21 protein-coding genes are annotated in these 21,465 nt (G+C 68.5%); 5 read left to right on the top strand and 16 right to left on the bottom strand.

Translation table 11 applies throughout. From position 1 onward, the window contains the following. Positions 1-219: 219 nt before the first annotated feature. From cmk to AC5RVG_RS10215, 6 genes are read right to left on the bottom strand one after another with little or no spacing between them, the layout of a single operon-like run. Positions 220-924, bottom strand: coding sequence for a (d)CMP kinase (cmk, locus tag AC5RVG_RS10240; protein WP_493999441.1), 705 nt, complete (start codon positions 922-924; stop codon positions 220-222). Beyond that, complete coding sequence (locus AC5RVG_RS10235; protein WP_494014118.1) at positions 921-1,988, bottom strand: prephenate dehydrogenase; 1,068 nt, start codon at positions 1,986-1,988, stop codon at positions 921-923. The genes cmk and AC5RVG_RS10235 overlap by 4 nt, the downstream gene beginning before the upstream one ends. A gap of 54 nt (positions 1,989-2,042) precedes the next feature. Beyond that, a complete protein-coding gene (locus tag AC5RVG_RS10230; protein ID WP_494013795.1) occupies positions 2,043-3,299 on the bottom strand; it encodes a pseudouridine synthase in 1,257 nt (418 codons plus the stop codon). Between the two features lie 59 nt (positions 3,300-3,358). Then, a complete protein-coding gene (gene scpB, locus AC5RVG_RS10225; RefSeq protein WP_494013794.1) occupies positions 3,359-3,991 on the bottom strand; it encodes an SMC-Scp complex subunit ScpB in 633 nt (210 codons plus the stop codon). Next, a complete protein-coding gene (locus AC5RVG_RS10220; protein WP_494013793.1) occupies positions 3,984-4,922 on the bottom strand; it encodes a segregation and condensation protein A in 939 nt (312 codons plus the stop codon). The genes scpB and AC5RVG_RS10220 overlap by 8 nt, the downstream gene beginning before the upstream one ends. Beyond that, entirely contained in the window at positions 4,922-5,812 is an 891-nt protein-coding gene (locus tag AC5RVG_RS10215; protein WP_493999437.1) for a ParA family protein, read from the bottom strand. The genes AC5RVG_RS10220 and AC5RVG_RS10215 overlap by 1 nt, the downstream gene beginning before the upstream one ends. Positions 5,813-6,076: 264 nt before the next feature. On the opposite strand from AC5RVG_RS10215, the gene AC5RVG_RS10210 reads away from it, so the two are divergent. The 4 genes from AC5RVG_RS10210 to AC5RVG_RS10195 are packed head-to-tail and all read left to right on the top strand — an operon-like array spanning position 6,077 to position 10,357. Then, positions 6,077-6,748: a GntR family transcriptional regulator gene (locus AC5RVG_RS10210; protein WP_494001237.1), complete on the top strand. Its 672-nt coding sequence runs from the start codon at positions 6,077-6,079 to the stop codon at positions 6,746-6,748. Next, a complete protein-coding gene (locus AC5RVG_RS10205; protein ID WP_494013792.1) occupies positions 6,749-8,269 on the top strand; it encodes an MmgE/PrpD family protein in 1,521 nt (506 codons plus the stop codon). Further along, positions 8,270-9,175 (top strand): methylisocitrate lyase, encoded by a 906-nt coding sequence (gene prpB / locus AC5RVG_RS10200; protein WP_494013791.1) that lies wholly within the window; start codon positions 8,270-8,272, stop codon positions 9,173-9,175. 21 nt (positions 9,176-9,196) lie between these two features. Continuing rightward, entirely contained in the window at positions 9,197-10,357 is a 1,161-nt protein-coding gene (locus AC5RVG_RS10195) for a bifunctional 2-methylcitrate synthase/citrate synthase (protein ID WP_494013790.1), read from the top strand. Here AC5RVG_RS10195 and AC5RVG_RS10190 read toward each other — a convergent pair. The 10 genes from AC5RVG_RS10190 to AC5RVG_RS10145 form a co-directional block, all read right to left on the bottom strand. Next, on the bottom strand, positions 10,354-10,857 hold the full coding sequence (locus AC5RVG_RS10190; RefSeq protein ID WP_494013789.1) for an 8-oxo-dGTP diphosphatase: 504 nt from the start codon (positions 10,855-10,857) through the stop codon (positions 10,354-10,356). The genes AC5RVG_RS10195 and AC5RVG_RS10190 overlap by 4 nt on opposite strands. 131 nt (positions 10,858-10,988) lie before the next feature. Beyond that, on the bottom strand, positions 10,989-11,960 hold the full coding sequence (gene xerD / locus AC5RVG_RS10185; protein ID WP_494013788.1) for a site-specific tyrosine recombinase XerD: 972 nt from the start codon (positions 11,958-11,960) through the stop codon (positions 10,989-10,991). A 15-nt stretch (positions 11,961-11,975) separates the two neighbouring features. Then, the gene (locus tag AC5RVG_RS10180; RefSeq protein WP_493999432.1) at positions 11,976-12,653 is read right to left on the bottom strand and encodes an NUDIX domain-containing protein; all 678 of its coding nucleotides are present in this window, start codon (positions 12,651-12,653) and stop codon (positions 11,976-11,978) included. After that, on the bottom strand, positions 12,654-14,375 hold the full coding sequence (gene pyrG / locus AC5RVG_RS10175; RefSeq protein WP_494013787.1) for a CTP synthase: 1,722 nt from the start codon (positions 14,373-14,375) through the stop codon (positions 12,654-12,656). Between the two features lie 117 nt (positions 14,376-14,492). Beyond that, positions 14,493-16,205, bottom strand: coding sequence for a DNA repair protein RecN (gene recN / locus AC5RVG_RS10170; protein ID WP_494013786.1), 1,713 nt, complete (start codon positions 16,203-16,205; stop codon positions 14,493-14,495). Further along, positions 16,202-17,197 (bottom strand): NAD kinase, encoded by a 996-nt coding sequence (locus AC5RVG_RS10165; RefSeq protein ID WP_493999429.1) that lies wholly within the window; start codon positions 17,195-17,197, stop codon positions 16,202-16,204. The genes recN and AC5RVG_RS10165 overlap by 4 nt, the downstream gene beginning before the upstream one ends. Further along, positions 17,194-18,066: a TlyA family RNA methyltransferase gene (locus AC5RVG_RS10160; RefSeq protein ID WP_493999428.1), complete on the bottom strand. Its 873-nt coding sequence runs from the start codon at positions 18,064-18,066 to the stop codon at positions 17,194-17,196. The genes AC5RVG_RS10165 and AC5RVG_RS10160 overlap by 4 nt, the downstream gene beginning before the upstream one ends. 5 nt (positions 18,067-18,071) lie before the next feature. Next, positions 18,072-18,275, bottom strand: a complete 204-nt coding sequence (locus AC5RVG_RS10155) for a hypothetical protein (protein ID WP_493999427.1) — start codon at positions 18,273-18,275, stop codon at positions 18,072-18,074. A 60-nt stretch (positions 18,276-18,335) separates the two neighbouring features. Further along, positions 18,336-19,316, bottom strand: coding sequence for an HAD-IIA family hydrolase (locus AC5RVG_RS10150; RefSeq protein WP_494013785.1), 981 nt, complete (start codon positions 19,314-19,316; stop codon positions 18,336-18,338). Next, entirely contained in the window at positions 19,306-20,151 is an 846-nt protein-coding gene (locus tag AC5RVG_RS10145) for a hypothetical protein (protein ID WP_494013784.1), read from the bottom strand. The genes AC5RVG_RS10150 and AC5RVG_RS10145 overlap by 11 nt, the downstream gene beginning before the upstream one ends. Positions 20,152-20,313: 162 nt before the next feature. Between AC5RVG_RS10145 and AC5RVG_RS10140 the strand changes: the two genes are divergently transcribed. Next, positions 20,314-21,102: a hypothetical protein gene (locus AC5RVG_RS10140; RefSeq protein WP_494013783.1), complete on the top strand. Its 789-nt coding sequence runs from the start codon at positions 20,314-20,316 to the stop codon at positions 21,100-21,102. Positions 21,103-21,465 lie beyond the last annotated feature (363 nt).

Genomic DNA, 21,465 nt, shown 5'->3' with positions numbered 1-21,465 from the left:
GGCTGCCCGGTGAACGCCACGCTGTGCCGGACATGGCCGGACAACTGCCGGCGGATCTCTTCGGCTGCAGTGTCAATTGAAACACGCCCGGACACCGAGGACCGCCTCCGGCAGGTCTGCGGGGAGCCGAACGCCGACTGGTCCGGCACCTTGCCGACCGGCCTGCCCCACCGCGGCCCCCGCCGCACCGGACCGGTGGATCCGCCGTTCCGGGCGGGTTCAGTGCGCGGCATGCCGGACGACGGCGAGCACCGCTTCGACGGTTTGTTCGAAATCCAGATCGGACGAATCCACCGTGAAGACGCCGTCGGCGGCCTCGGAAAAGTTCACCACGGTCGAATCCTTGGCGTCCCGGGCCAGCACCTGCTCGTGCAGGTCGGCGTCGCTCTGCGTTCCGCCCAGCTGGAGGCCGCGCCGGCGCAGCCTTGCTTCTTCGCTGGCGGTCAGCAGCAGCCGCACCTCGGCGTCGGGAGCGACGACCGTGGTGATGTCGCGGCCCTCGGCAACGATCCGACGGCCGGAGTCGGCGATGATCTGCTGCTGGCGCCGGACCAGCTCGGCCCGTGCCCCCAGCGTCGTGGCCACGGCGCTCACGGAGGCGGAGATTGACGGCTTGCGGATTTCGTCGGTGATGTCCGTGGAGCCGATGCGCACGTATTCGTCGTCCGGGTGGGTGCTGATCTGCAGGTCGACGTCCTTGCTGGCCTGTTCGACGGCCGCCGCATCCGCCAGGTCCACACCGGTGTTGACGCAGTACCAGGTCACGGCACGGTACATGGCGCCGGTGTCGAGGTAGGACGCGTGCAGCCGCCGTGCGGTTTCCTTGCTGACGGACGACTTGCCGGAGCCGGACGGCCCGTCGATGGCAACCACCAGCGCCTTGCCCTGCCGGTAACGAGCCATATCCACTTCCGCCGCGCTCATTGCACAACCTTCCATCCACGTGAGGTCAAGTAATCAATTAATTCGTGCCGCTTGCTAGGCAGCACGGCAAGCTCCGCCAGCCCCACCGGCTGGCCCGCCGAGTGCTCCAGGCGCAGGTCTTCCAGGTTGATGCCCACCTCGCCGATCTCGCTCAGCAGGCGGGCGATTTGGCCCGGTGTGTCGTCGACCAGGACGGTCAGCCATGCGAACGCCTGCGGCGGAGCGCCGTGCTTGCCGGGAATCCGCGCCTGGCCTGCGTTGCCTTCGCTGATCAGCTTGGCCATGTCCAACCGGGCGCCGTCGGCCTCGGGGTGCTCAAGCGTCCTGATCAGCCGTTCCAGGTCTTCGCGGACGCCATACAGGATGTCCACGAGCCGGGACGCGTTCGCGCCGAGGATCTGCACCCATAACGCCGGGTCGCTGGCCGCAATCCGGGTGACGTCGCGCAGGCCCTGGCCGGAAAGGGACAAGGCATGCGCCGGGGTGTCCTGCAGCCGGCTGGCCAGCAGCGAGGACATCACTTGCGGCAGGTGCGAGATCAACGCCACGGCGGCATCATGTTCGTCGGCCGACATGTGGGAGACCACCGCGCCTAGGTCGATCGCCAGCGCGTGCGCCGTCTTCACCGCCCCCGGCGAGGACAACTCCGACGGGCACAGGACCCACGGCATCGACGTGAAGAGCTCGCCGCGGGCGGCGACGGGGCCGGATTTTTCCCGCCCCGCCATCGGGTGGGTACCCACGTAGCGGCCCAGGTCCGCCTCCGCCAGGTCCGGGTCCTTGGCCAGTGCCTCGAAGACGGCCGTCTTGACGCTCGCGATATCCACGACGACGGCGTCCGGGTAGTCGCGCAGCGCGCGCGACACGACGGCGGCGGTGACGTCCGGGGGCGCCGCGACGACGACCAACTGGGGCTCCACCCTCTCGCCGGCAGGCAGGATCCGGCCCGCACCGATATCCTGCGCCACGGCCTGCGCCGACGGCGAGGGGTCCGAGAGCAGCACGTCGATGCCGCGGGCACGCAGGCCGAGCCCGATGCTGGCTCCGAGCAGGCCGGTTCCCATCACCAGGACCGGCCCGGACAGGTGGGTTGCCTGCGCGTGTGCCGGGTTCACCGGCTACATCCCCACCAGGGCCAGCAGGTGCCCTGCTTCCTGGCGGCCGAGGGCGCGGATGCTGCCCTGTCGCTGGTCGCCCAGCCGGATGGGGCCGAACTGGATCCGGACGAGCCGTTCCACGGGGTGGCCGACGGCGTCAAACAACCGCCGCACAACGCGGTTCTTGCCCGAATGCAGCACGACTTCCACCAGGACGTGTCCCGGCGTCGAGTCGACCAGCTTGAACGAATCGACCGAGGACACGCCGTCTTCCAGCTCGATCCCGGATTTCATCCGCGCCCCGACACCGTGCGGCATCGGCCCGCGGACCTGCACCAGATACGTCTTGGGTACCTCGTAGGACGGATGGGTGAGGCGGTTGGCGAGTTCGCCGTCGTTGGTCAACAGCAGCAGGCCTTCGGTGGCCTGATCCAGCCGCCCCACATGGAACAGCCGCTGGCCCTGCTGCGGCTTGAGGTAGTCGCTGATGCAGGGGCGTCCCTCCGGATCCTCCATGGTGGAGACAACACCCTTTGGCTTGTTGAAGACCAGGTACGTCAGCGTTTCATCCATCTGGACGCGGATGCCGTCCACATGGATGACCGCGCGGGACGGGTCGACGCGCACGCCAAGTTCGCGCACGATAACGCCGTCAACCTCGACCCGGCCGGCCTGGATCAATTCCTCGCACACCCGCCGGGAGGCCACGCCCGCACCGGCGAGCACCTTCTGCAGGCGCACGCCCTCGGGATCGTGCAGCTCGGAGGCCGCCCCCGCTCCCGCCCGCGAGGGACGGTCCGGGCGCCTGACCGGTCCGAGGTTCTGGCCGAACCGCTCCCGCCCGAAGGGCCGCGGCCCGGCGGGACGCTGCGGCTGCCCGCCGCGTGACTTGCCGGCGCCGGCCTTGCCCGCAGCCTTGCCGCCGGACTTGCCGCCGGCCGGTTTGGCCGGCTTTCCTTGGCCCGGGCCGGCCGTCGACGGCTTGCGACTCCCGTGCTTGGCCGCACCGGGCTCGGCCGGGCCGCGGCGGGCACCGGGCTGACCCGTGCCGAACTCGTTGCGGCCCTGGTCCCGTCCGGCCGCCCCGGAGCGGCCGCCGCCCGGCTTGCCGGCACCGGTCCGGCCGGCGCCGCCGGTCCCCTGACCGGGCCGGCCACGTCCCTGGGCGGAACCGCCCTGGGGACGGCGCTCGGCATCGTCCGGACGGCGGCCGTCGCCGGGACGTTTTCCGCCGCGGGGGTTGTTCCGTCCGGAGCCGGAACGAGGCGGTTGTGTCATGGTGGATCCTTACCCGTGGAAACTACTGCAATGGTCTGCTGCTGCCGGAGGCCGGCAGCCTAGAGCGAAGCGTCGTCGTACTCGGACAGGTTTTCCAGTCCCGGCAGATGCGGGGCGATCTCCGGCAGTTCGCCGATGCTTCCTATCCCCAATCTTTCCAGAAAATAAGAGGTGGTCCGGTACAGGACGGCTCCGGTCTCCGGATCGGTGCCGGAATCCTCGATGAGGCCGCGCTGGGTGAGCGTGCGCACCACGGAATCGACATTGACCCCTCGGATCGCCGAAACCCGGGCCCGCGAGACCGGCTGCCGATACGCGATGACGGCCAGCGTCTCCAATGCGGCCTGGGTCAACCGGGCGGTCTGGCCTTCCAGCACGAAACGGGACACCAGCGGCGCGAAATCGCTGCGCGAGAAGATCCGCCAGCCGCCGGCGATGTGGCGCAGCTCAAAGCCCCGCGGCTCCGCGGCGGGCCGCCCTTCGGAGCGGACTCCGCCGTCGTAATCGCGCTGCAGGTCCAGCAGCAGGGCCTGGACGGTGCCCACCGGAAGGGCCAGCGCTGTGGCCAATTCCACATCGGTGGCCGGTTCGTCGATAACCATCAGGACCGCTTCCAACGCGGCCCGGGCACCGCCCGGCAACCGTTCCACATCGACCTCGGGCCCCGCCGTCTCCTCCTGCGGATCAGTCATCGCGTCCCTCCGTTGTGTCCGCGGCCGTGTCCGCGGCCGGCGCGTTGTCATATTCCTCGCTGAGGTTGGCGCCGGTCCATTCCGCGTCCGGCCCGGTCCAATGGACCGTCAACTCGCCGAGCGGCGCAACCTGGTTGAAGGCGATGACGCCGTCGCGGAACATCTCCAACAGCGCCAGGAAGCGGGCAACCACCACCAGCGCGCCGTCCGCGTCGTCGGTGAGCGCCCGGAACGTCAGGGGCGGGCCTGCCTGCAGTCGCGCCCCAAGGATCGCCGCCTGCTCCTTCACGCTGACCGGCGGCGCGTGCAGGTGCGAGAGCCCGACTTGGGTCGGCGCGGGCTCCTTGGGCTCCAGGGCTTTGGCCGCAAGGGCGGCAAAGTCCGCCAGGGGCGTGCGCCAGACGAGCTCGGGCAGCAGCGCGGCGAACTGCGGCTCCAGCGCGACCTGCCTCGGGAATCGTTCGGCCTCCCGGGCCAGGCGCTGGCCGAGCAGGGCCGCGATTTCCTTGAAGGCCTTGTACTGCAGCAGCCGGGCGAAGAGCAGGTCCCGGGCCTCGAGCAGGGCGATGTCCTCGTCGTCCTCCACCTCGCCGGTGGGCAGCAGCCGGGCGGCCTTGAGGTCCAGCAGGGTCGCCGCGATGACGAGGAACTCGCTGGCTTCGTCCAGGGCCTTGTCGTTGCCATCGGCCTGGAGGCGGCGGATGTAGGAGATGAACTCGTCCGTGACGCGGGCAAGCGCCACTTCGGTGATGTCCAATTCGTGCTTGGAGATCAGTCCCAGCAACAAATCGAACGGTCCGCTGAAGTTGTCCAGCGTGACGGCGAAGCCTGCCGGCTTCCGGTCGCCCTCCTGGTCCGGGACGCCGGGCACGGTGTCCTGCCCTGCCGGGAGGCCGCCTGCCGGCACCGTCCCCGCCGGCGCCGGCGTCATCAGGGGGCGCCGCCGCGGGCGATGAGCTCCTTGGCCAAGTCGCGGTAGGCGGTCGCGCCGGCGTGGTTGCCCGCGTAGCTGGTGATCGGTTCCGCGGCGACGGTGGCGTCGGCGAACTTGATGGTGCGTTTGATCACGGTTTCGAAGACCTTGTCGCCGAAGGCTTCCAGCAACCGGCCGATGACCTCGCGGCTATGCAGGGTGCGGGCGTCGTACATGGTGGCCAACACGCCGTCGATCTGCAGGCGCGGGTTCAGCCGGTCCTGGACCTTTTCGATGGTCTCCACCAACAGCGCCACCGCGCGCAGCGCGAAGAACTCGCAGATGAGCGGAATGATCACGCCGTGGGCCGCGGTGAGCGCGTTGACGGTCAGCAGGCCCAGCGAGGGCTGGCAGTCAATCAGGATGACGTCGTAGTCGTCCTCGACCTTGCGCAGCGCGTGGGCCAGGACCTGCTCGCGCGCCACCTCGTTGACCAGCTGCACTTCCGCGGCCGAGAGGTCGATGTTGGCCGGCAGCAGGTCGATGTTTTCCACGTCCGTGGGCTGGATCGCCTCACGGATGTCGGTCTTGCGGTCCATCAGCACGTTGTAGACGGTCAGGTCCAGCTCATGCGGATTGGTGCCAAGCCCGGCCGACAGGGCGCCCTGCGGGTCGAAGTCGACCAGCAGGACCTTACGGCCGACCTCGGCCAAGGCGGCGCCGAGGTTGATGGTGGACGTGGTCTTGCCGACGCCGCCCTTTTGGTTGACCATTGCCACGATGCGCGCGGGGCCGTGGGACGTCAGGACGGGCGGTTCAGGGAACTCGGTCAGCGGCCGCCCGGTCGGGCCCAGGACATCCTCGTCCGCTTGCCGCAGAGTGGTTGTCGAACCTTGTTCGCTGCTCACGTATCTAACCCAGCTTCCATCGTTTCGCTGCCGTTCTTCTTCCTGACAAGGTTACAGTGACCGCCCCGTTATCGATCGACAGGCCGCTGATGATCGGCGAGCCTTTAGCTTCAAGTAGAGGTCTAAGGTTTATCCTTCGCCGTCGGGAAATAAGGGCAGGCACGACGGCGGTGGCGGATCGACATGTATACAGAAGCGAGCATTTTCCGCAATGTGTCCCGCTTTTCCCGCAGCTATGTATACACTAGCGCCATGAAGCAGAACTTGCGTGCCGGCGAACGGGCGTACTGGACGCTGCGCGAGGACATTGTGGAATGGCGGTTGCCCCCGGGCACGGTCCTGGCCGAGGTTGAGCAGGCCGCCCGGCTGGGCATCTCCCGCACGCCGCTCCGCGAGGCGCTGGGCCGGCTGACCGCCGAAGGGCTGGCCACGCCCCACACCGGACGCGGCGTCGTCGTCGCCGACGTTTCACTGGAGAACGTCACCGAGCTCTTCGAACTGCGCACGGCACTGGAGTGCCAGGCGACGGCCTTGGCCGCCAGGCGCGGCGAACCGGCCGAATTCCGGCGGCTGCAGCAGGAATTCCTCGCGGCGGCCGAGGCCATGCGCGGCGCCGTTCCGGACCCGCAGGCCTACTACCGGCTGGTCGGCCGGCTGGACGCCGCGGTGGACCACGCCGCCGCCAACACCTACCTCCGCCAGGCGATGGCCAACCTGCGCGTCCACTTGGTGAGGATCCGGCGGCTAGCACGGGACAACCCGGCCCGCCTGCTGGCCTCGGCGGCCGAACACGCCAACATCGCCGGCGCCATCGCCGACGGCGACAGCCAGGTGGCGGCCGCCGCCACCCGCATCCATCTTCACCAGAGCCTGGAACACTTCAAGACCACCGATCCGAAACACCGGACCGACCTGCCAGCCGAGAGGACATTTTGAATGACCGTCAACCATCATGTGCGCGTCTACCGCAGCGAAGAGAACCTGCCCCGCGAGGACCAGCTCGCCTACAAGATCGCCCGCGTGGCCACCGACCCGGTGGAGGTTTCCGCCGACGTGGCCGAGATGGTGATCAACCGGATCATCGACAACGCTTCGGTTGCCATCGCGTCGCTGAACCGCTCCCCCATTGTCGCCGCGCGTGCGCAGGCGCTAAGCCACCCGGTCTCCGGCGGCGGTGCCGGTGCCGGGGTCTTCGGCATCGCCGGGAAGACCTCCCCGGAGTGGGCGGCCTGGGCCAACGGCGTGGCCGTGCGCGAACTGGATTACCACGACACGTTCCTGGCCGCCGACTACTCGCACCCGGGGGACAACATCCCACCCATCCTCGCGGTGGCCCAGCACGTGGGCGCGAATGGCCGCGACCTGCTCCGCGGCATCGCCACCGGCTACGAAATCCAGGTGGACCTGGTCAAGGCCATCTGCCTGCACAAGCACAAGATCGATCACGTGGCCCATTTGGGCCCGTCGGCCGCGGCGGGCATCGGCACGCTGCTGGGCCTGGATACGGAGACCATCTTCCAAGCCGTGGGCCAGGCGCTGCATACGACGACGGCGACGCGCCAGTCGCGCAAGGGCGAGATCTCCACCTGGAAGGCGCACGCACCGGCCTTCGCGGGCAAGATGGCGGTGGAGGCAGTGGACCGGGCGATGCGCGGCCAGACCTCACCCGTGCCGATCTACGAGGGCGAGGACGGCGTCATCGCCTGGCTGCTGGACGGGCCGGACGCCTCCTACGACGTGCCGCTGCCGGCCCCGGGCGAGCCCAAGCGCGCCATCCTGGACACCTACACCAAGGAACACTCCGCCGAGTACCAGGCCCAGGCCTGGATCGACCTGGCCCGCAAGCTGCACCGCGAGCATCCGGAAGCCACCGACGCGGAGAACGTGAAGTCCGTCCTGATCAGGACCAGCCACCACACGCACTACGTGATCGGCTCCGGCGCGAACGATCCGCAGAAGTACAGCCCCACGGCGTCCCGCGAGACGCTGGACCACTCGATCCCGTATATCTTCGCCGTGGCCCTGCAGGACGGCGCCTGGCACCACGTTGATTCGTACGCCCCCGAACGGGCGGCCCGGCCGGACACCGTGGCGCTGTGGCAGAAGGTCAGCACCGAGGAAGACCCGGAGTGGACCCGCCGCTACCATTCGCTGGACATCGCCGAGAAGGCGTTCGGCGGCTCGGTGGAGATCACGCTCACCGACGGGACCGTCATCGCCGACGAGATCGCCGTGGCCGACGCCCACCCGCTGGGCGCCCGCCCGTTCGCCCGGGCACAGTATGTGAACAAGCTGCGCACCCTGGCCAAGGGCATCGTCGACGATGCCGAAATCGACCGGTTCCTCGCCGCCGTCGAGCGGTTGCCCGAACTGGCCGCCGGAGAGCTGGACCAGCTGAACATCCGGGCGGCCGACGGCGTCATCGACCTCTCCGCCGGGCCGAAGGGGCTGTTCTAAATGCTCTACTCCGCGACAACCCCCGAGCAGAAGCGCCGGACGCTGCGCGAAGGGCTGGCCTCCGGGAAGCTGCAGCAGTTCCCCGGCACGTTCAATCCCCTCTCGGCGCGGCTGATCCAGGAGAAGGGGTTCGACGGCGTGTACATCTCCGGCGCCGTGCTGGCCAACGACCTGGGGCTGCCGGACATCGGGCTGACCACGCTGACCGAGGTCGCTGTCCGGGCCGGGCAGATCGCGCGGATGACCGACCTGCCGGCCTTGGTGGACGCCGACACCGGCTTCGGCGAGCCGATGAACGTGGCCCGCACGGTGCAGGAACTGGAGAACGCCGGCCTGGCCGGCTGCCACATCGAGGACCAGTTCAACCCCAAGCGCTGCGGCCACCTGGACGGCAAGAACGTGGTGGACCTGGAGACCGCCAGCAAGCGGATCCGCGCCGCCGCCGACGCCCGCCGGGACCAGAACTTCCTGATCATGGCGCGCACCGACATTAGGGCCGTGGACGGCCTGGCCGCGGCCCAGGACCGTGCCCGCGCCCTGGTCGACGCCGGCGCGGACGCCATCTTCCCCGAAGCCATGAGGACCCTGGACGAATTCGCAGCCATCCGCGACGCCGTCGACGTGCCGGTGCTGGCCAACATGACCGAGTTCGGCAAGAGCGACCTGTTCACCGCGGACCAGCTGTCCTCCGTGGGTGTGAACATGGTGATCTATCCGGTGACCCTGCTGCGCAGCGCGATGGGCGCGGCAGAGCGGACCCTCGACGCCATCAAGGCCGACGGGACCCAGCAGGCACAGGTAGGCGACATGCTCACCCGTGCGCGTTTGTACGAATTGGTGGATTATGAGGCGTATAACCAATTCGACACCTCTGTATTCAATTTCCACGTGCCCGGCCGGTACTGACCACAAGACATAGGAGTCGCCATGAGCACCGATGCATCAACCGAAGCACCGCAGATCCGCAAGGGGCTGGCCGGCGTCGTCGTCGACACCACGAAGATTTCCAAGGTCAACGCGGAGACAAACTCGCTGCTCTACCGCGGCTACCCGGTCCAGGATCTGGCCGCGCACTGCAGCTTCGAAGAAGTGGCCTATTTGCTGTGGAACTCGGAGCTGCCGGACGGCGACCAGTTGCGGGAGTTCACCGCGGCCGAACGCGGCGGACGCGCGCTGGACCCGGTGGTGAAATCGGTCATCGATGCCCTGCCGGCCGAGGCCCACCCCATGGATGTCTGCCGGACCGCCGCCAGCGTGATCGGGGCCCGGCACCCGCTGGCCGGGGATTCCTCTCCGGCGGCGAACATGTCCAAGGCCGTGGAACTGCTGGCGGCCTTCCCGGCGGTCGTCGCCTACGACCAGCGCCGGCGCCGCGGCCAGGACCTGGTGGAACCGCGCGCGGACCTGGGCTACGCGGCGAACTTCCTGTGGATGTCCTTCGGCGAAGAGGCCGCGCCGGAAGTCGTGGACGCATTCAACGTGTCGATGATCCTGTACGCGGAGCACTCGTTCAACGCGTCCACGTTCGCGGCGCGGGTAATCACCTCCACGCTCTCCGACCTGCACTCGGCCGTGACCGGTGCGATCGGCGCGCTGAAGGGCCCGCTGCACGGCGGAGCCAATGAGGCGGTCATGCACACCTTCGAGCAGATCGGGATCCGCCCTGACGAGCCCCGCGAGGAAGCCGCCGCACGCGCCCGGACCTGGATGGAACAGGCGCTGGCCCGGAAGCAGAAGGTGATGGGCTTCGGCCACCGGGTCTACAAGCACGGCGACTCCCGGGTGCCGACCATGAAGGCCGCGCTGGACAAGATGATCGAACACTATGGGCGGCCCGAAATACTCGGCCTCTATGACGGCCTGGAGCACGCGATGGCCGAGGCGAAGGACATCAAGCCGAACCTGGATTACCCCGCCGGCCCCACCTACCACCTGATGGGGTTCGACACCGAGATGTTCACCCCGCTGTTCGTGGCCAGCCGCATCACCGGCTGGACCGCGCACATCATGGAGCAGTTGGAGTCGAACTCGCTGATCCGGCCGCTCAGTGAATACAACGGGCCCGCCCAGCGGGAGCTGGGCCGCTAAAGCTGCCAGGCCACGCGGTGGCCGGTGTCGAGATTCTCGACGCCGGCCACCGTTTCGTTGTCCGGCTGCATCAGCACCCGCAGCCGCGGCCGCTGCCCCGACAACGCCAGCGGCAGCCAGTGGCCGGCGTCCTGCCACATCTGCGCCAGCGGCAGCCGGTCCACCCGGTACCAGGCCGGCGCGATTTCCGCGGACTCTACCGGGACGCCCTCCCACCGCCGGGCCACGAAGAGCGCGGTGTCCATGTTCCACGCGGGAAGGGCCGGAAAATCGAAGAAGATCCGTCCGGCCTGCTCCAGCGCCTCCGGCCCCACGCGGACTCCGGTCTCTTCCTGCATCTCACGGCAGGCCGCGTCGTCGTCGCCCTCCCCCGGCTCCACTTTGCCGCCGACCCCCACGACCTTCCCGGCGCCGAACCCGGTCTTCTTCCGGCCGAGCAGCACGTAACGGCGCCCGGCTTCCTCCCGGAGCAGGAAACACAGGGCAACGGCGACAGTCATGGCAGCGAGTCTAGCCCGGCGCGACGGCGCCGACGGTGCGTTCCGGTGCAACCGGCCGGTGCCCGAGAGAGACGCCGGCGGGCCCGGGCGCGCGCGGAGCGGCCTTAGCTCCGGGGCCCCCGGGAGACGCGTCAGCCCCGGGCCCGCGGATGCGCCGCCGCGTAAACTTCGCGGAGGGTATCGGCGGTGACCAGGGTGTAGATCTGCGTCGTGGTGACGGACGCGTGGCCCAGCAGCTCCTGCACCACCCGGACGTCCGCGCCGCCCTCCAGCAGGTGGGTGGCGAAGGAGTGCCGCAGGGTGTGCGGGGACACGGGCTGGGTGATCCCGGCCTTCTCCGCGGCGGTCTTCAAAATAGTCCAGGCGCTTTGGCGGCTCAGCCGGCCACCGCGGGCGTTCAGGAACAAGGCCGGTGTGCCGTGCCCCTTCGCGGCCAGAGCCGGACGTCCACGGACCAGGTATGCGTCCGCCGCCTGCGCGGCGAAGGAGCCCAGCGGCACCAGCCGCTCCTTGGATCCCTTGCCGAACAGGCGGACGACGGCGGGGCCGTCGCTCTGCGGTTCGACGCTGACATCATCGACGTCCAGGCCGACGGCTTCACTGATCCGGGCGCCGGTCGCGTACAGGAACTCCAAAAGCGCCCGGTCGCGCAGGCCGGTGGGGGTGTCTGCACCCGCAGACTCCAGGATTGCCGTCACAGCGGCGACGGAAATCGCCTTCGGCAGGCGTTTGCCGGGCATCGGCGGATGCACGTCAGTAGCGGGGTCGGTCTCCGTGACCCCTTCAAGCGTCCAGAACTTATGCAGCCCCCGCACGGCCACGATGGTCCGCGCCGCGGACCTGACGCTCAGGGCGGCGGCGCCGTCGGACCCCTCGGTGATGGCCTGGGCGAAGGCCGTGACATCGTGCCGGGTCACCGTGGCCGGCTCCTCGACCGCGCGCGCCTGCAGGAACCGCAGGTAACGGCCCAGGTCCCTGCGGTAGGCCGCTACCGTGTTGGCGGCCAGCCCGCGTTCCACCGCCATGTGCTGCAGGTAGTCGCCCGCCGCGCGGCCCAGCGGTGTCGCGGTGAATTCGTCTCCTTTGGCGGACGGGGCCTGCACGGGCGCGATGGAGGATCAGTCCCGGCCGGTTCCGGCAGCACCGTCCGGGCGCTGGCTGGGATGCTCCGGCCACGGCGCGTCGGCCGGGCGCAGGTCCTCGAAGCCGGTGGCGGCCGCACGCGCGGCGGCAAGCACCCCGGTCACGGCCGACGGATTGTGCAGCCGTCCGGCCATGACCGCGTCCACCGCATCGTCCAGATCTACCCAGAGGTGCTCGATTTCGGCCTCCTCGTCGGTGCGCTGGTGCCGCTGCGCCTCCGGCACCTCGGAGAGGTCACGGGCCAGGTAGATCCGGATCGCCTCACTGGAAGAGCCGGGCGAATTGAAAAAATCCACCAGCACGTTCCAGCGCCCGGCCACCAGGTCGGCTTCCTCGGCCAGTTCCCGCACCGCGGCATCAACGAAGTCCTCGCCGTCTACGTCCAGCAGGCCCGCCGGGATTTCCCACAGCGACATCCTGGTGGGCTGCCGGTACTGCCTCAGCAGCAGGACCCGTCCCTCCGTGTCCATCGCCAGGATGGCCACCGCGCCCGGATGTGCGATGTAGTCGCGCACCAACGTCTCGCCCGTGTCCGGGCCCAGCGTGAAGGTGTCGCTGACCACGTCCCAAATGCGTCCGCGGTAAACGGTTCGGCTGTCAACCAGCGGACGCGGGTCCGGGATGTCGGCAAAGGCCGCGGAGTGCGCCGACACTCAGGCTCCGGACTTTGCCGTGGCCTTGGCCTTGCCATGCTCCAGTGCGGCGGCGACGAGGCCGGCGAACAGCGGGTGCGGCCGTGTGGGGCGCGAACTGAGTTCCGGATGCGCCTGGGTGGAGACGTAGTACGGGTGCACGTCGCGGGGCAGTTCCACGAACTCCACCAGCTTGCCGTCCGGGGAGGTGCCGGAGAAGACCAGGCCCGCCGCGGCCAACTGGTCGCGGTATTCGTTGTTGACCTCGTAACGGTGACGGTGACGTTCGCTGACCTTGGTGCTGCCGTAGGTCTCCGCGACGACGGAACCGGACTGCAGGGCTGCCTCGTACAGGCCAAGGCGCATGGTGCCGCCCAGATCACCCTTGCCGTCGACGATGTCCAGCTGCTCGGCCATGGTGGCGATCACCGGGTGCTTGGTGTCCGGATCAAACTCGGTGGACGAAGCGTCTTCCAGTCCCACGATGTTGCGGGCGTACTCCATCACCATCGACTGCAGGCCGAGGCACAGGCCAAGGGTGGGCAGCTTGTGTTCGCGGGCGAACCTGAGTGCGCCGAGTTTGCCCTCCAGGCCGCGGATGCCGAAGCCGCCGGGCACGCAGATGGCGTGCACGCCGTGGAGGGCGGCGGCTGCGCCTTCTTCGGTGGCGCAGTCGTCGGAGGGAACCCAACGGATTTTCACCTTGGTCTGGTTGGCGAAGCCGCCTGCGCGGAGCGCTTCGGTCACCGACAGGTAGGCGTCGGGCAGGTCGATGTATTTGCCGACCAGCGCCACCTCGACGTGGTGCTTCGGGTTGTGGACCGCCGACAGCAGCCGGTCCCACTTGGTCCAATTGACATCCTTGAACTTCAGGTCAAGGTGCTGCACGATGTACGCGTCCAGGTTCTGCGAGTGCAGGGTCTTGGGGATGTCGTAGATGCTCGGCGCATCCGGGCAGCCAATCACCGCGTCGATGTCCACGTCGCACATGCGGCCGATCTTCTCCCGCATCGCCGCAGGGACTTCCCGGTCGGACCGGATCACGATTGCGTCCGGCTGGATGCCGATGGAGCGAAGCGCTGCGACGGAATGCTGTGTCGGTTTGGTCTTCAGCTCATGGGACGGGCCGATGTACGGCACCAGCGACACATGCAGGAAGAAGACGTTGTTGCGCCCGACATCCTGCCGGACCTGGCGGGCGGATTCGAGGAACGGCTGCGATTCGATATCGCCGACGGTGCCGCCGATCTCGGTGATGATCACGTCCGGAACCTTCTTGCCCGCGACGGGTTCGGCGGGCAGGCGCATGCGGCGCTTGATCTCGTCGGTGATGTGCGGGATGACCTGAACCGTGTCGCCGAGGTATTCGCCGCGGCGTTCCTTCGCGATCACGGTGGAGTACACCTGGCCGGTGGTCACGTTTGCCGAACCGTCCAGATTCTCGTCCAGGAACCGCTCGTAGTGTCCGATATCCAGATCGGTTTCCGCGCCGTCGTCCGTGACGAAGACTTCACCGTGCTGGAAGGGATTCATCGTGCCCGGATCCACGTTCAGGTAGGGATCGAGCTTCTGCATCGTCACGGAGAGGCCGCGGGCACGGAGCAGGTGGCCGAGGCTTGAAGCCGTCAGTCCCTTCCCGAGCGAGGACGCCACGCCGCCGGTGACAAAGATATGTTTGGTCGTCTTGGACGACTTGGAAAACCGGGAATTAGTTCGCTGCACCACGGAATTCGAGCCTATCACCTTTCTGGACGCCCTCGGATCTCAAGGCCGTTCCGACCGCTGCCGGGTGTGCGAACACACACCCGCCGGTCAACTGCTCCCCCGCCGGCGGCGGGCTGGTCGTGCCTGTAGCCGATGCTACAGCGCCCTCGCTCCGTCGATCAGTTCCTGAGCGTGGGCGCGGGCGGAATGGGATTCTTCCTGGCCGGCGAGCATGCGGGCCAGTTCGGTCACCCGTTCTTCGTCGTCGAGCAACCGGACGTCACTGGCGGTCATCCCGCCGTCGTCCCCGCCGGCCGTCTTGATCACCCGGATGTGCTGGTCCGCGAAGGCCGCCACCTGCGGCAGGTGGGTCACCACTATGACCTGCACGTAGCGCCCCAGCATGGCCAGGCGGCGGCCGATCTCGACGGCCGCCTTGCCGCCGACGCCGGCATCCACCTCGTCGAAGACGAAGGTGGGCACGGGATCGACTTCCGCCAGCACCACTTCGATGGCAAGCATCACGCGGGACAGTTCACCGCCGGAGGCACCCTTGCCCAGCGGACGGGGCGGGGCACCCCGGTGCGGCTTGAGCAAGAACGTGATGACGTCGGCGCCGTGCACCGTCAGGGCGGGCGCCGGTTCGATATCGATCAGCAGTTCGGCCTCGGCCATGGCCAGCGCCGACAGTTCTGCGCCGACCCGGCGGCCGAGTTCGGTTGCGGCTTCGCGCCGCAGCGCCGTCACCGCGGCTGACTGGACGGCCAGGGCGGAGTCCAGTTCGGCGATCTCCGCCTCCAACCGCTCGATCCGGCTGGAGTCGTCGGTCAGGTCTTCCAAGCGGGTGCGGGCCTGAACGGCCCACTCCAGCACTTCATCGATGCTCGGCGCGTATTTGCGCACGAGCCGTGCCAGGTCGGCCCGGCGCGCTTCGACCTCCTCCAGCCGGCCCGGCCCCTCGCTGTCCAGCGATGCGCCGTAGCTCGCCAGCTCCGCGGCGACGTCGGCGAGGATGATGCCGACCTCGGCCAGCCGGGCTGCGGCGCGGCCCAATTCGGCGTCTTCGTCCTGGACCTGCTCCAGCGACCGCTTCGCCGCGTCGACCAGGGCCGTCGCGTCCGGGGAGTCGGTGTACTCCTCGGCCACGAGTGCCTGGTGCGCCAAGGTGGCAGCAGCGCGCAGTTCCTCGACGTTGGCCAGCTTCACGGCTTCGGCCTTCAAGGCGTCGTCTTCACCGGGCTGGGGGTCCAGCCCGTCGATTTCCTCCAGGGCCTGCTGCAGCGCCTCGGCTTCGCGCAGGCGTTCGCGGGCCTCGGTCCGCAGGGTCTCCAGTTCGGTGCTGGCTTCCCTCCAACGGGCGAATGATGCTGCATAACCGGACAGCGCCGTGGTGAGGGCTTCACCGGCAAACTTGTCCAGCGCTTCCCGCTGCGCCTGCTGGCTTTTGAGCCGCAGCTGGTCTGTTTGGCCGTGGACCGCCACCAGGTGGCCGCCGATCTCGGCCAGCGTTCCCACCGGCGCTCCCCGGCCGCCGACGTGCGCGCGGCTGCGGCCATCGGCGTTCACAGTCCGGGCCAGCATCAGTTCAGCTCCGCCGTCGAACTCGTCGATGTCAGCGCCCGCCTCACCCGCGCGGGCCAGGGCAGGACTTCCCGCGGCAAGCCGAACCACGGCCTCGGTCACTGCGTTGCGTGCCCCGGTCCGCACCGCCCCGGCGTCCGCGCGGGCTCCCAGCAGCAGGCCGAGCGCGGTGACCACCATGGTCTTGCCCGCACCCGTCTCGCCCGTCACCACCGACAGGCCGGGCCCCAGCGGAAGCGTAGCCTCGGTGATCACACCGAGGTTGCGGATCCGGATTTCTTCGATCACTTCGGCGCCTCCTGGCTTGGCTGGGCGTATCGTGGTTCCACTGTCCGCACCGTAGGCAGGGACGAAGTCGGCGGCTGTTCTTCCGAGGGGCTGACGGGCCCGCGCCATCCCGACGTCGGTAGTTCGAATTTGCGGACCAAACGCTCCGAGAACGGCGTCCTCCTGGTCCGGGCCAGCCGCACGGGTTTGTTGGAACGCGTCACTTCGATCCGGGAACCGGGCGGCAGCTCCAGGCTTCGGCGGCCGTCGCACCAGAGTACGCCGTTGGCATCGCTGCGGCTGAGCACTTCCACCGCCATGATCGAATCCGGGGCAACCACCAGCGGTTTGGCGAACAGCGCGTGGGCGCTGATCGGGGTCATCAGCAGGGCTTCCACCTGGGGCCAAACCACCGGGCCGCCCGCGGAGAAGGCGTAGGCAGTGGACCCCGTGGGGGTGGCCATGACCACGCCGTCGCAGCCGAACGAGCTGATGGGCAGGGCGTCGACCTCGACCACTACTTCCAGCATCCGCTGCCGGTCGCCTTTTTCCACCGCCGCCTCGTTCAGCGCCCAGGTATGGCCGATCTTGCGCTTGTCCAGCCACACCTGGACGTCAATGGTCAGGCGCTCCTCAACCGTGTATTCGCGGTTTACCACCCAGTGAACCGTCTGGGCCAGATCCGCCCGCTCGCTCTCGGCCAAAAAGCCGACGTGTCCGAGGTTAACACCCAGCAGCGGGACGTCCGATTCCCGGACCAGTTCGGCCGAGCGCAGGATGGTACCGTCGCCGCCGAGGACCATGCCCAGATCAACGCCGTCCAGGCCGATGTCCTCGTCCAGTATTTCGGTGGGAACGGCCAGCTCGCCGTAGGTCTCCTGGAGGTGTCCGACCTCTTCCCGTCGCATGACCGGCACCAGGCCGGACGAGTGGAGTTGGGCGCAGGTTTCCTGGGCGGCCGCCAGGGCGTCTGCGCGCCCGGTGTGCGCGAGCACCAATATCCGCCGGCTCATCGCTCCACTCCCGGTTCCTGCCCTCTCGGTTCATCCAACTGGTCCGGCCTCGCTTCCCGCTCCCGCGGGAAACCGGCCATGGCCGCGTCCACTGCCTCCTGCAGCACACTACCCGTTCTGCGCTCAGTGGCCCCCGGGGGAACACTTATCCACAGGAAATATTCGACGTTCCCGTCCTGGCCGGGAAGCGGGCTGGCCGCCAATCCGCGTATGTCCAGCCCCCGTTCCAACGCTGCGGCGACAACGTTGCGAACCGCCCGGTACCGTTCCGTGTCGGAACTGACGACGCCGCTGCGCGCCAGCCGCTCGCGGCCAACCTCGAACTGCGGCTTGACCATCAGCAGCAGATTCCCGGCCGGACGGGTCGCATCGGCCAACGGTCCTATGACCAGGGTGAGGGAGATGAACGACAGATCCGCGACGGTCAGGTCCACCGGGCCGCCGATCGCTGCCGGGTCGAGATACCGGACGTTCAGGCCTTCGAATACCCGGACCCTGCTGTCCGTACGAATCGCGTCGACGAGCTGGCCGTGTCCGACGTCCACGGCGACGACCTCCTGCGCGCCGGCACGCAGCAGTACATCGGTGAAGCCGCCGGTAGAAGCTCCGGCATCGAGGCAGCGCAGGCCCGCCGGATCGACTGCGGGGAAGGCCGCCAGTGCACCGGCAAGTTTGTGTCCGGCCCTGCTGACGTAGTCGGGGCCTCCGTCTGCGGCCACGGCCAGCTGGTCGTCCGGGCCGACGGCGGCCGCCGCCTTGGTCAGAACAGTTCCGGCACGGCTGACCCGCCCGGCCGCTATGAGCTTGGCTGCGTGGGTACGGGACCGTGCCAATCCGCGGGATACGAGCTCCTGGTCCAGTCTGGGCATAGGGCTCAATCAGCCTCGGTCTCCAGCTCGGCCAACAAATCGTCGTGGATCTGCTGGTACACCTGTTGGTGCCCGCGTACCGGAAGGTTTGGAATCCCGGCGAGGCCGGAGATGATCGCGTCGACCGGCTCGTCAGCCGTGGAGTCGCCGGGAACCGGCCACTGCGGCTGCATCCGGCCGCCGCTTTCCCCTGATTCTGGCAGGTCCAAGCTATCCTCCCTCGCGTCGGCGGCTGTACCCAACCGCATGAGCCAGTCTAATATCGGCCTTCAACCGGCAAGGTCAGGCGCGGCCGCGGACGCCTGGTGCGGATGGGCATCCCACCAGGCCGCGCAGGCAGCGCGCCAGGTGTCCACATCCTCCCGGCTGCCGGAGACATTCAGCTTCCCGTTTTCGACGGCGGCCACCGCAGCACCGCAGCGGAACCCCGAGCCGTCAGGGGTAACGGCAGGATAGGGCCGGTACAGTTCGGTCAGGCTGCCCAGCAGATACCGTGGCCGTTCCGCCGTGCGCGCGGCGAGGATCGTTTCGACCCCGTCGATGCCGGTCAAGACGACTGCCGTGTCCATGCCCGCGTTGTTGCCGCCCAGGATGTCCGTATCGAGCCGGTCCCCCACTACCAGCGGCCGGCGAGCCCCCAACGCCGCAGCCGCCGTCGTAAAAATGCCCGCTTCCGGCTTTCCCGCAACCAGGGGCACCGCGCCGGTGGCTGCCTGTACGGCCGCCACCAACGACCCGTTTCCGGGGGCGATGCCACGCTCTCGGGGAATGGTCAGGTCGGTGTTGGTGGCGATCCAGAGGGCGCCCGCGGCGACGGCGAATGATGCCTCCGCCAGGTCTTTCCAGCCCAGCTCCGGGTCGAACCCCTGGATCACGGCGACCGGGGCATCGAGGGCGGAACGGACCGGTACGAAGCCCTGGGCGGCTGTTTCGTCCGCCAGGGTCCGGCTACCCGTGACCAAGACCTTTGAGCCCGCCGGAACATGTCGGGCAAGCATCAGCGCACCGGCCCGCGCCGACCCGAAGACCTGGTCGGCGGTGGCCGGGGCACCGAGCTCGCGCAAATGAGCGGCCACCTGCGCCGCTGACCGCGACGCATTGTTGGTGATGTAGCCCAGCGCCGTCCGGGTCTCCGCGAGGCCCCTCAGTGCCTCTACGGCTCCGGGGATAGCCTGGTGCCCGGCGTACACGACGCCGTCCAGATCGGACAGCACGGCGTCGTAACCGGAGATCAGGGGCTTACCCGTCATCGTCCCTGCTGGCCTGGGCGGACGCGGTGCCGGGAGCGCCGGCGTCTTCGACGTCCGTCGCAGCTGGAGCAACCGCTTCATCGGAGGCGGTCGGAGAACCAGCCGCAGGTTCACTTTCGCCGTCGTCCGGCGCTGACTCTTCAGATTCGGCCGGGCCGGCCGTGTCGGCCTCGTTGATGAAACCCCGCACATCGGTAACGCGGCCAGCTTCGCGGCGGCCGTCATCCGGTTCCATCTCATCGCCGACCAGGTCGACAATCTCAGGCTCGGCAAAATCTCCCACGCCCAGGGCGTTTTCGGCCACCATCGCCTGGCGCCTCCATTGCTGTGCTTCCTCACCACGGTTAGCGGCATCCAAGGCGTCCGCATACGCCCGGAACAGCCGCGGGCTGTAGGAGAAGGCCCTGTTTCGGTCCAGTTGCGGAATCTCCAAGGCCGCAACCGCCGCGTCGTACTGCTCCAGGTCGGAACGGGCGCCGGAGGCCACAATCGCCAGTTCCACCTTGCCCGCCGTATCCAGTGTTGCGGCGTCTTCTGACCGCGTCAGCTCCAGCGCCCTGTCCGGCCGCCCGAGGCCACGTTCGCAGTCGGCCATGATCGGCAGGTGCTCATTGGAGCCGCTGATGCGACGGAAGGTGCGGAACTCCCTGAGGGCTTCACCGTAGTGACCGGCCGCGTATGCGGTCAGGCCGACGGCCTCTCGCACCGGAGCCATGCGCCCACCCCTGCGGCTGGCCGCCAGGGCGTGCTGGAAGGCAAGTTCCGGTTCCTCGTCCAGCAGTCGCCCGGCCATCACCAGGTGCTTGGCAACCCACTCAGCGTTCTTGGACTCCAAGGTCCGCAGCTGCGCGCGCGTGACGCGGTCCAGCTCGGCACCCGTGACGTCGGGGTCAATCTCCGGTGAACGCGGGCGGTCGACCCGGTTGGAACTGCGCAGGTCTCCGGCATTGTGATCAGGTGCTCCGCCGGCGCGCTCGAACGACCTGCCACCGCCGTCGTGGCGGGAACGGTCACCGCGGTCCTGGCGGGGGCGGTCACCGAAATCCCGACGCTCACCACGATCCTGACGCGGCCGATCATCGCGCGAGCGGAAACCACCGGCACCGCCAGACGCGCTGCCACGATCCTGACGCGGCCTGTCATCGCGCGAACGGAAACCACCGGCACCACCAGACGCGTTGCCACGATCCTGACGCGGACGATCACCAAAGTCCCGACGCTCACCACGATCCTGACGCGGCCGATCATCGCGCGAGCGGAAACCACCGGCACCGCCAGACGCGCTGCCACGATCCTGACGGGGCCGATCATCGCGCGAGCGGAAACCGCCGGCACCGCCAGACGCGCTGCCACGATCCTGACGCGGCCTGTCATCGCGCGAACGGAAACCACCGGCACCACCAGACGCGTTGCCACGATCCTGACGCGGCCTATCACCAAAGTCCCGACGCTCACCACGATCCTGACGCGGCCGATCACCAAAGTCCCGACGCTCACGATCTTGGCGGGGACGATCATCGCGCGAACGGAAACCGCCGCCGGACGAGCTGCCGCCACGGTCCTGACGAGGACGATCACCAAAGTCCCGACGCTCACCACGATCCTGACGCGGCCGATCCTCGCGCGAACGGAAACCACCCGCACCACCAGACGCGCTGCCACGATCCTGACGCGGCCGATCATCCCGCGAACGGAAACCACCCGCACCACCGGAACCGCCGCTGCGCCGGTCCTGGTTGTCGGCGCGCTTTCTATCGCCGCCCTCGGTGGAGCGCTCGGCTCCTGACCGGTTGCCAAAGTTGCCTCTGCCTGCACCCCTGTCGTCTCGTCCTTCACGACCCCGGAAATCAGCCATGCCGGAACTCCTCTCAGTGCGGGCCAAGGTCGAACCAGCCAACCACAGCCGTCAAAATCTCTATGAAATGCGTGTCTTGTTGTGGGCGCAGTCATCTGTGGCGCGCCCGTACCATCAATCCATTCTAGTCCAGCCGACTGTTCTGCCAGTTGCAGACAACCGCCGTAGGACTGTGACTCCACTAACGAACCGGCATCGTGGTTAAACGCGGGAAGGCCCCGCCATCGTTGGCGGGGCCTTCCCGTGTTCAAAGAATGTCCGGCGGCGACCTACTCTCCCACACCCTCCCGAGTG

This window comes from Arthrobacter senegalensis (assembly GCF_059091765.1).
This window is presented reverse-complemented; position numbering and strand designations above follow the sequence as displayed.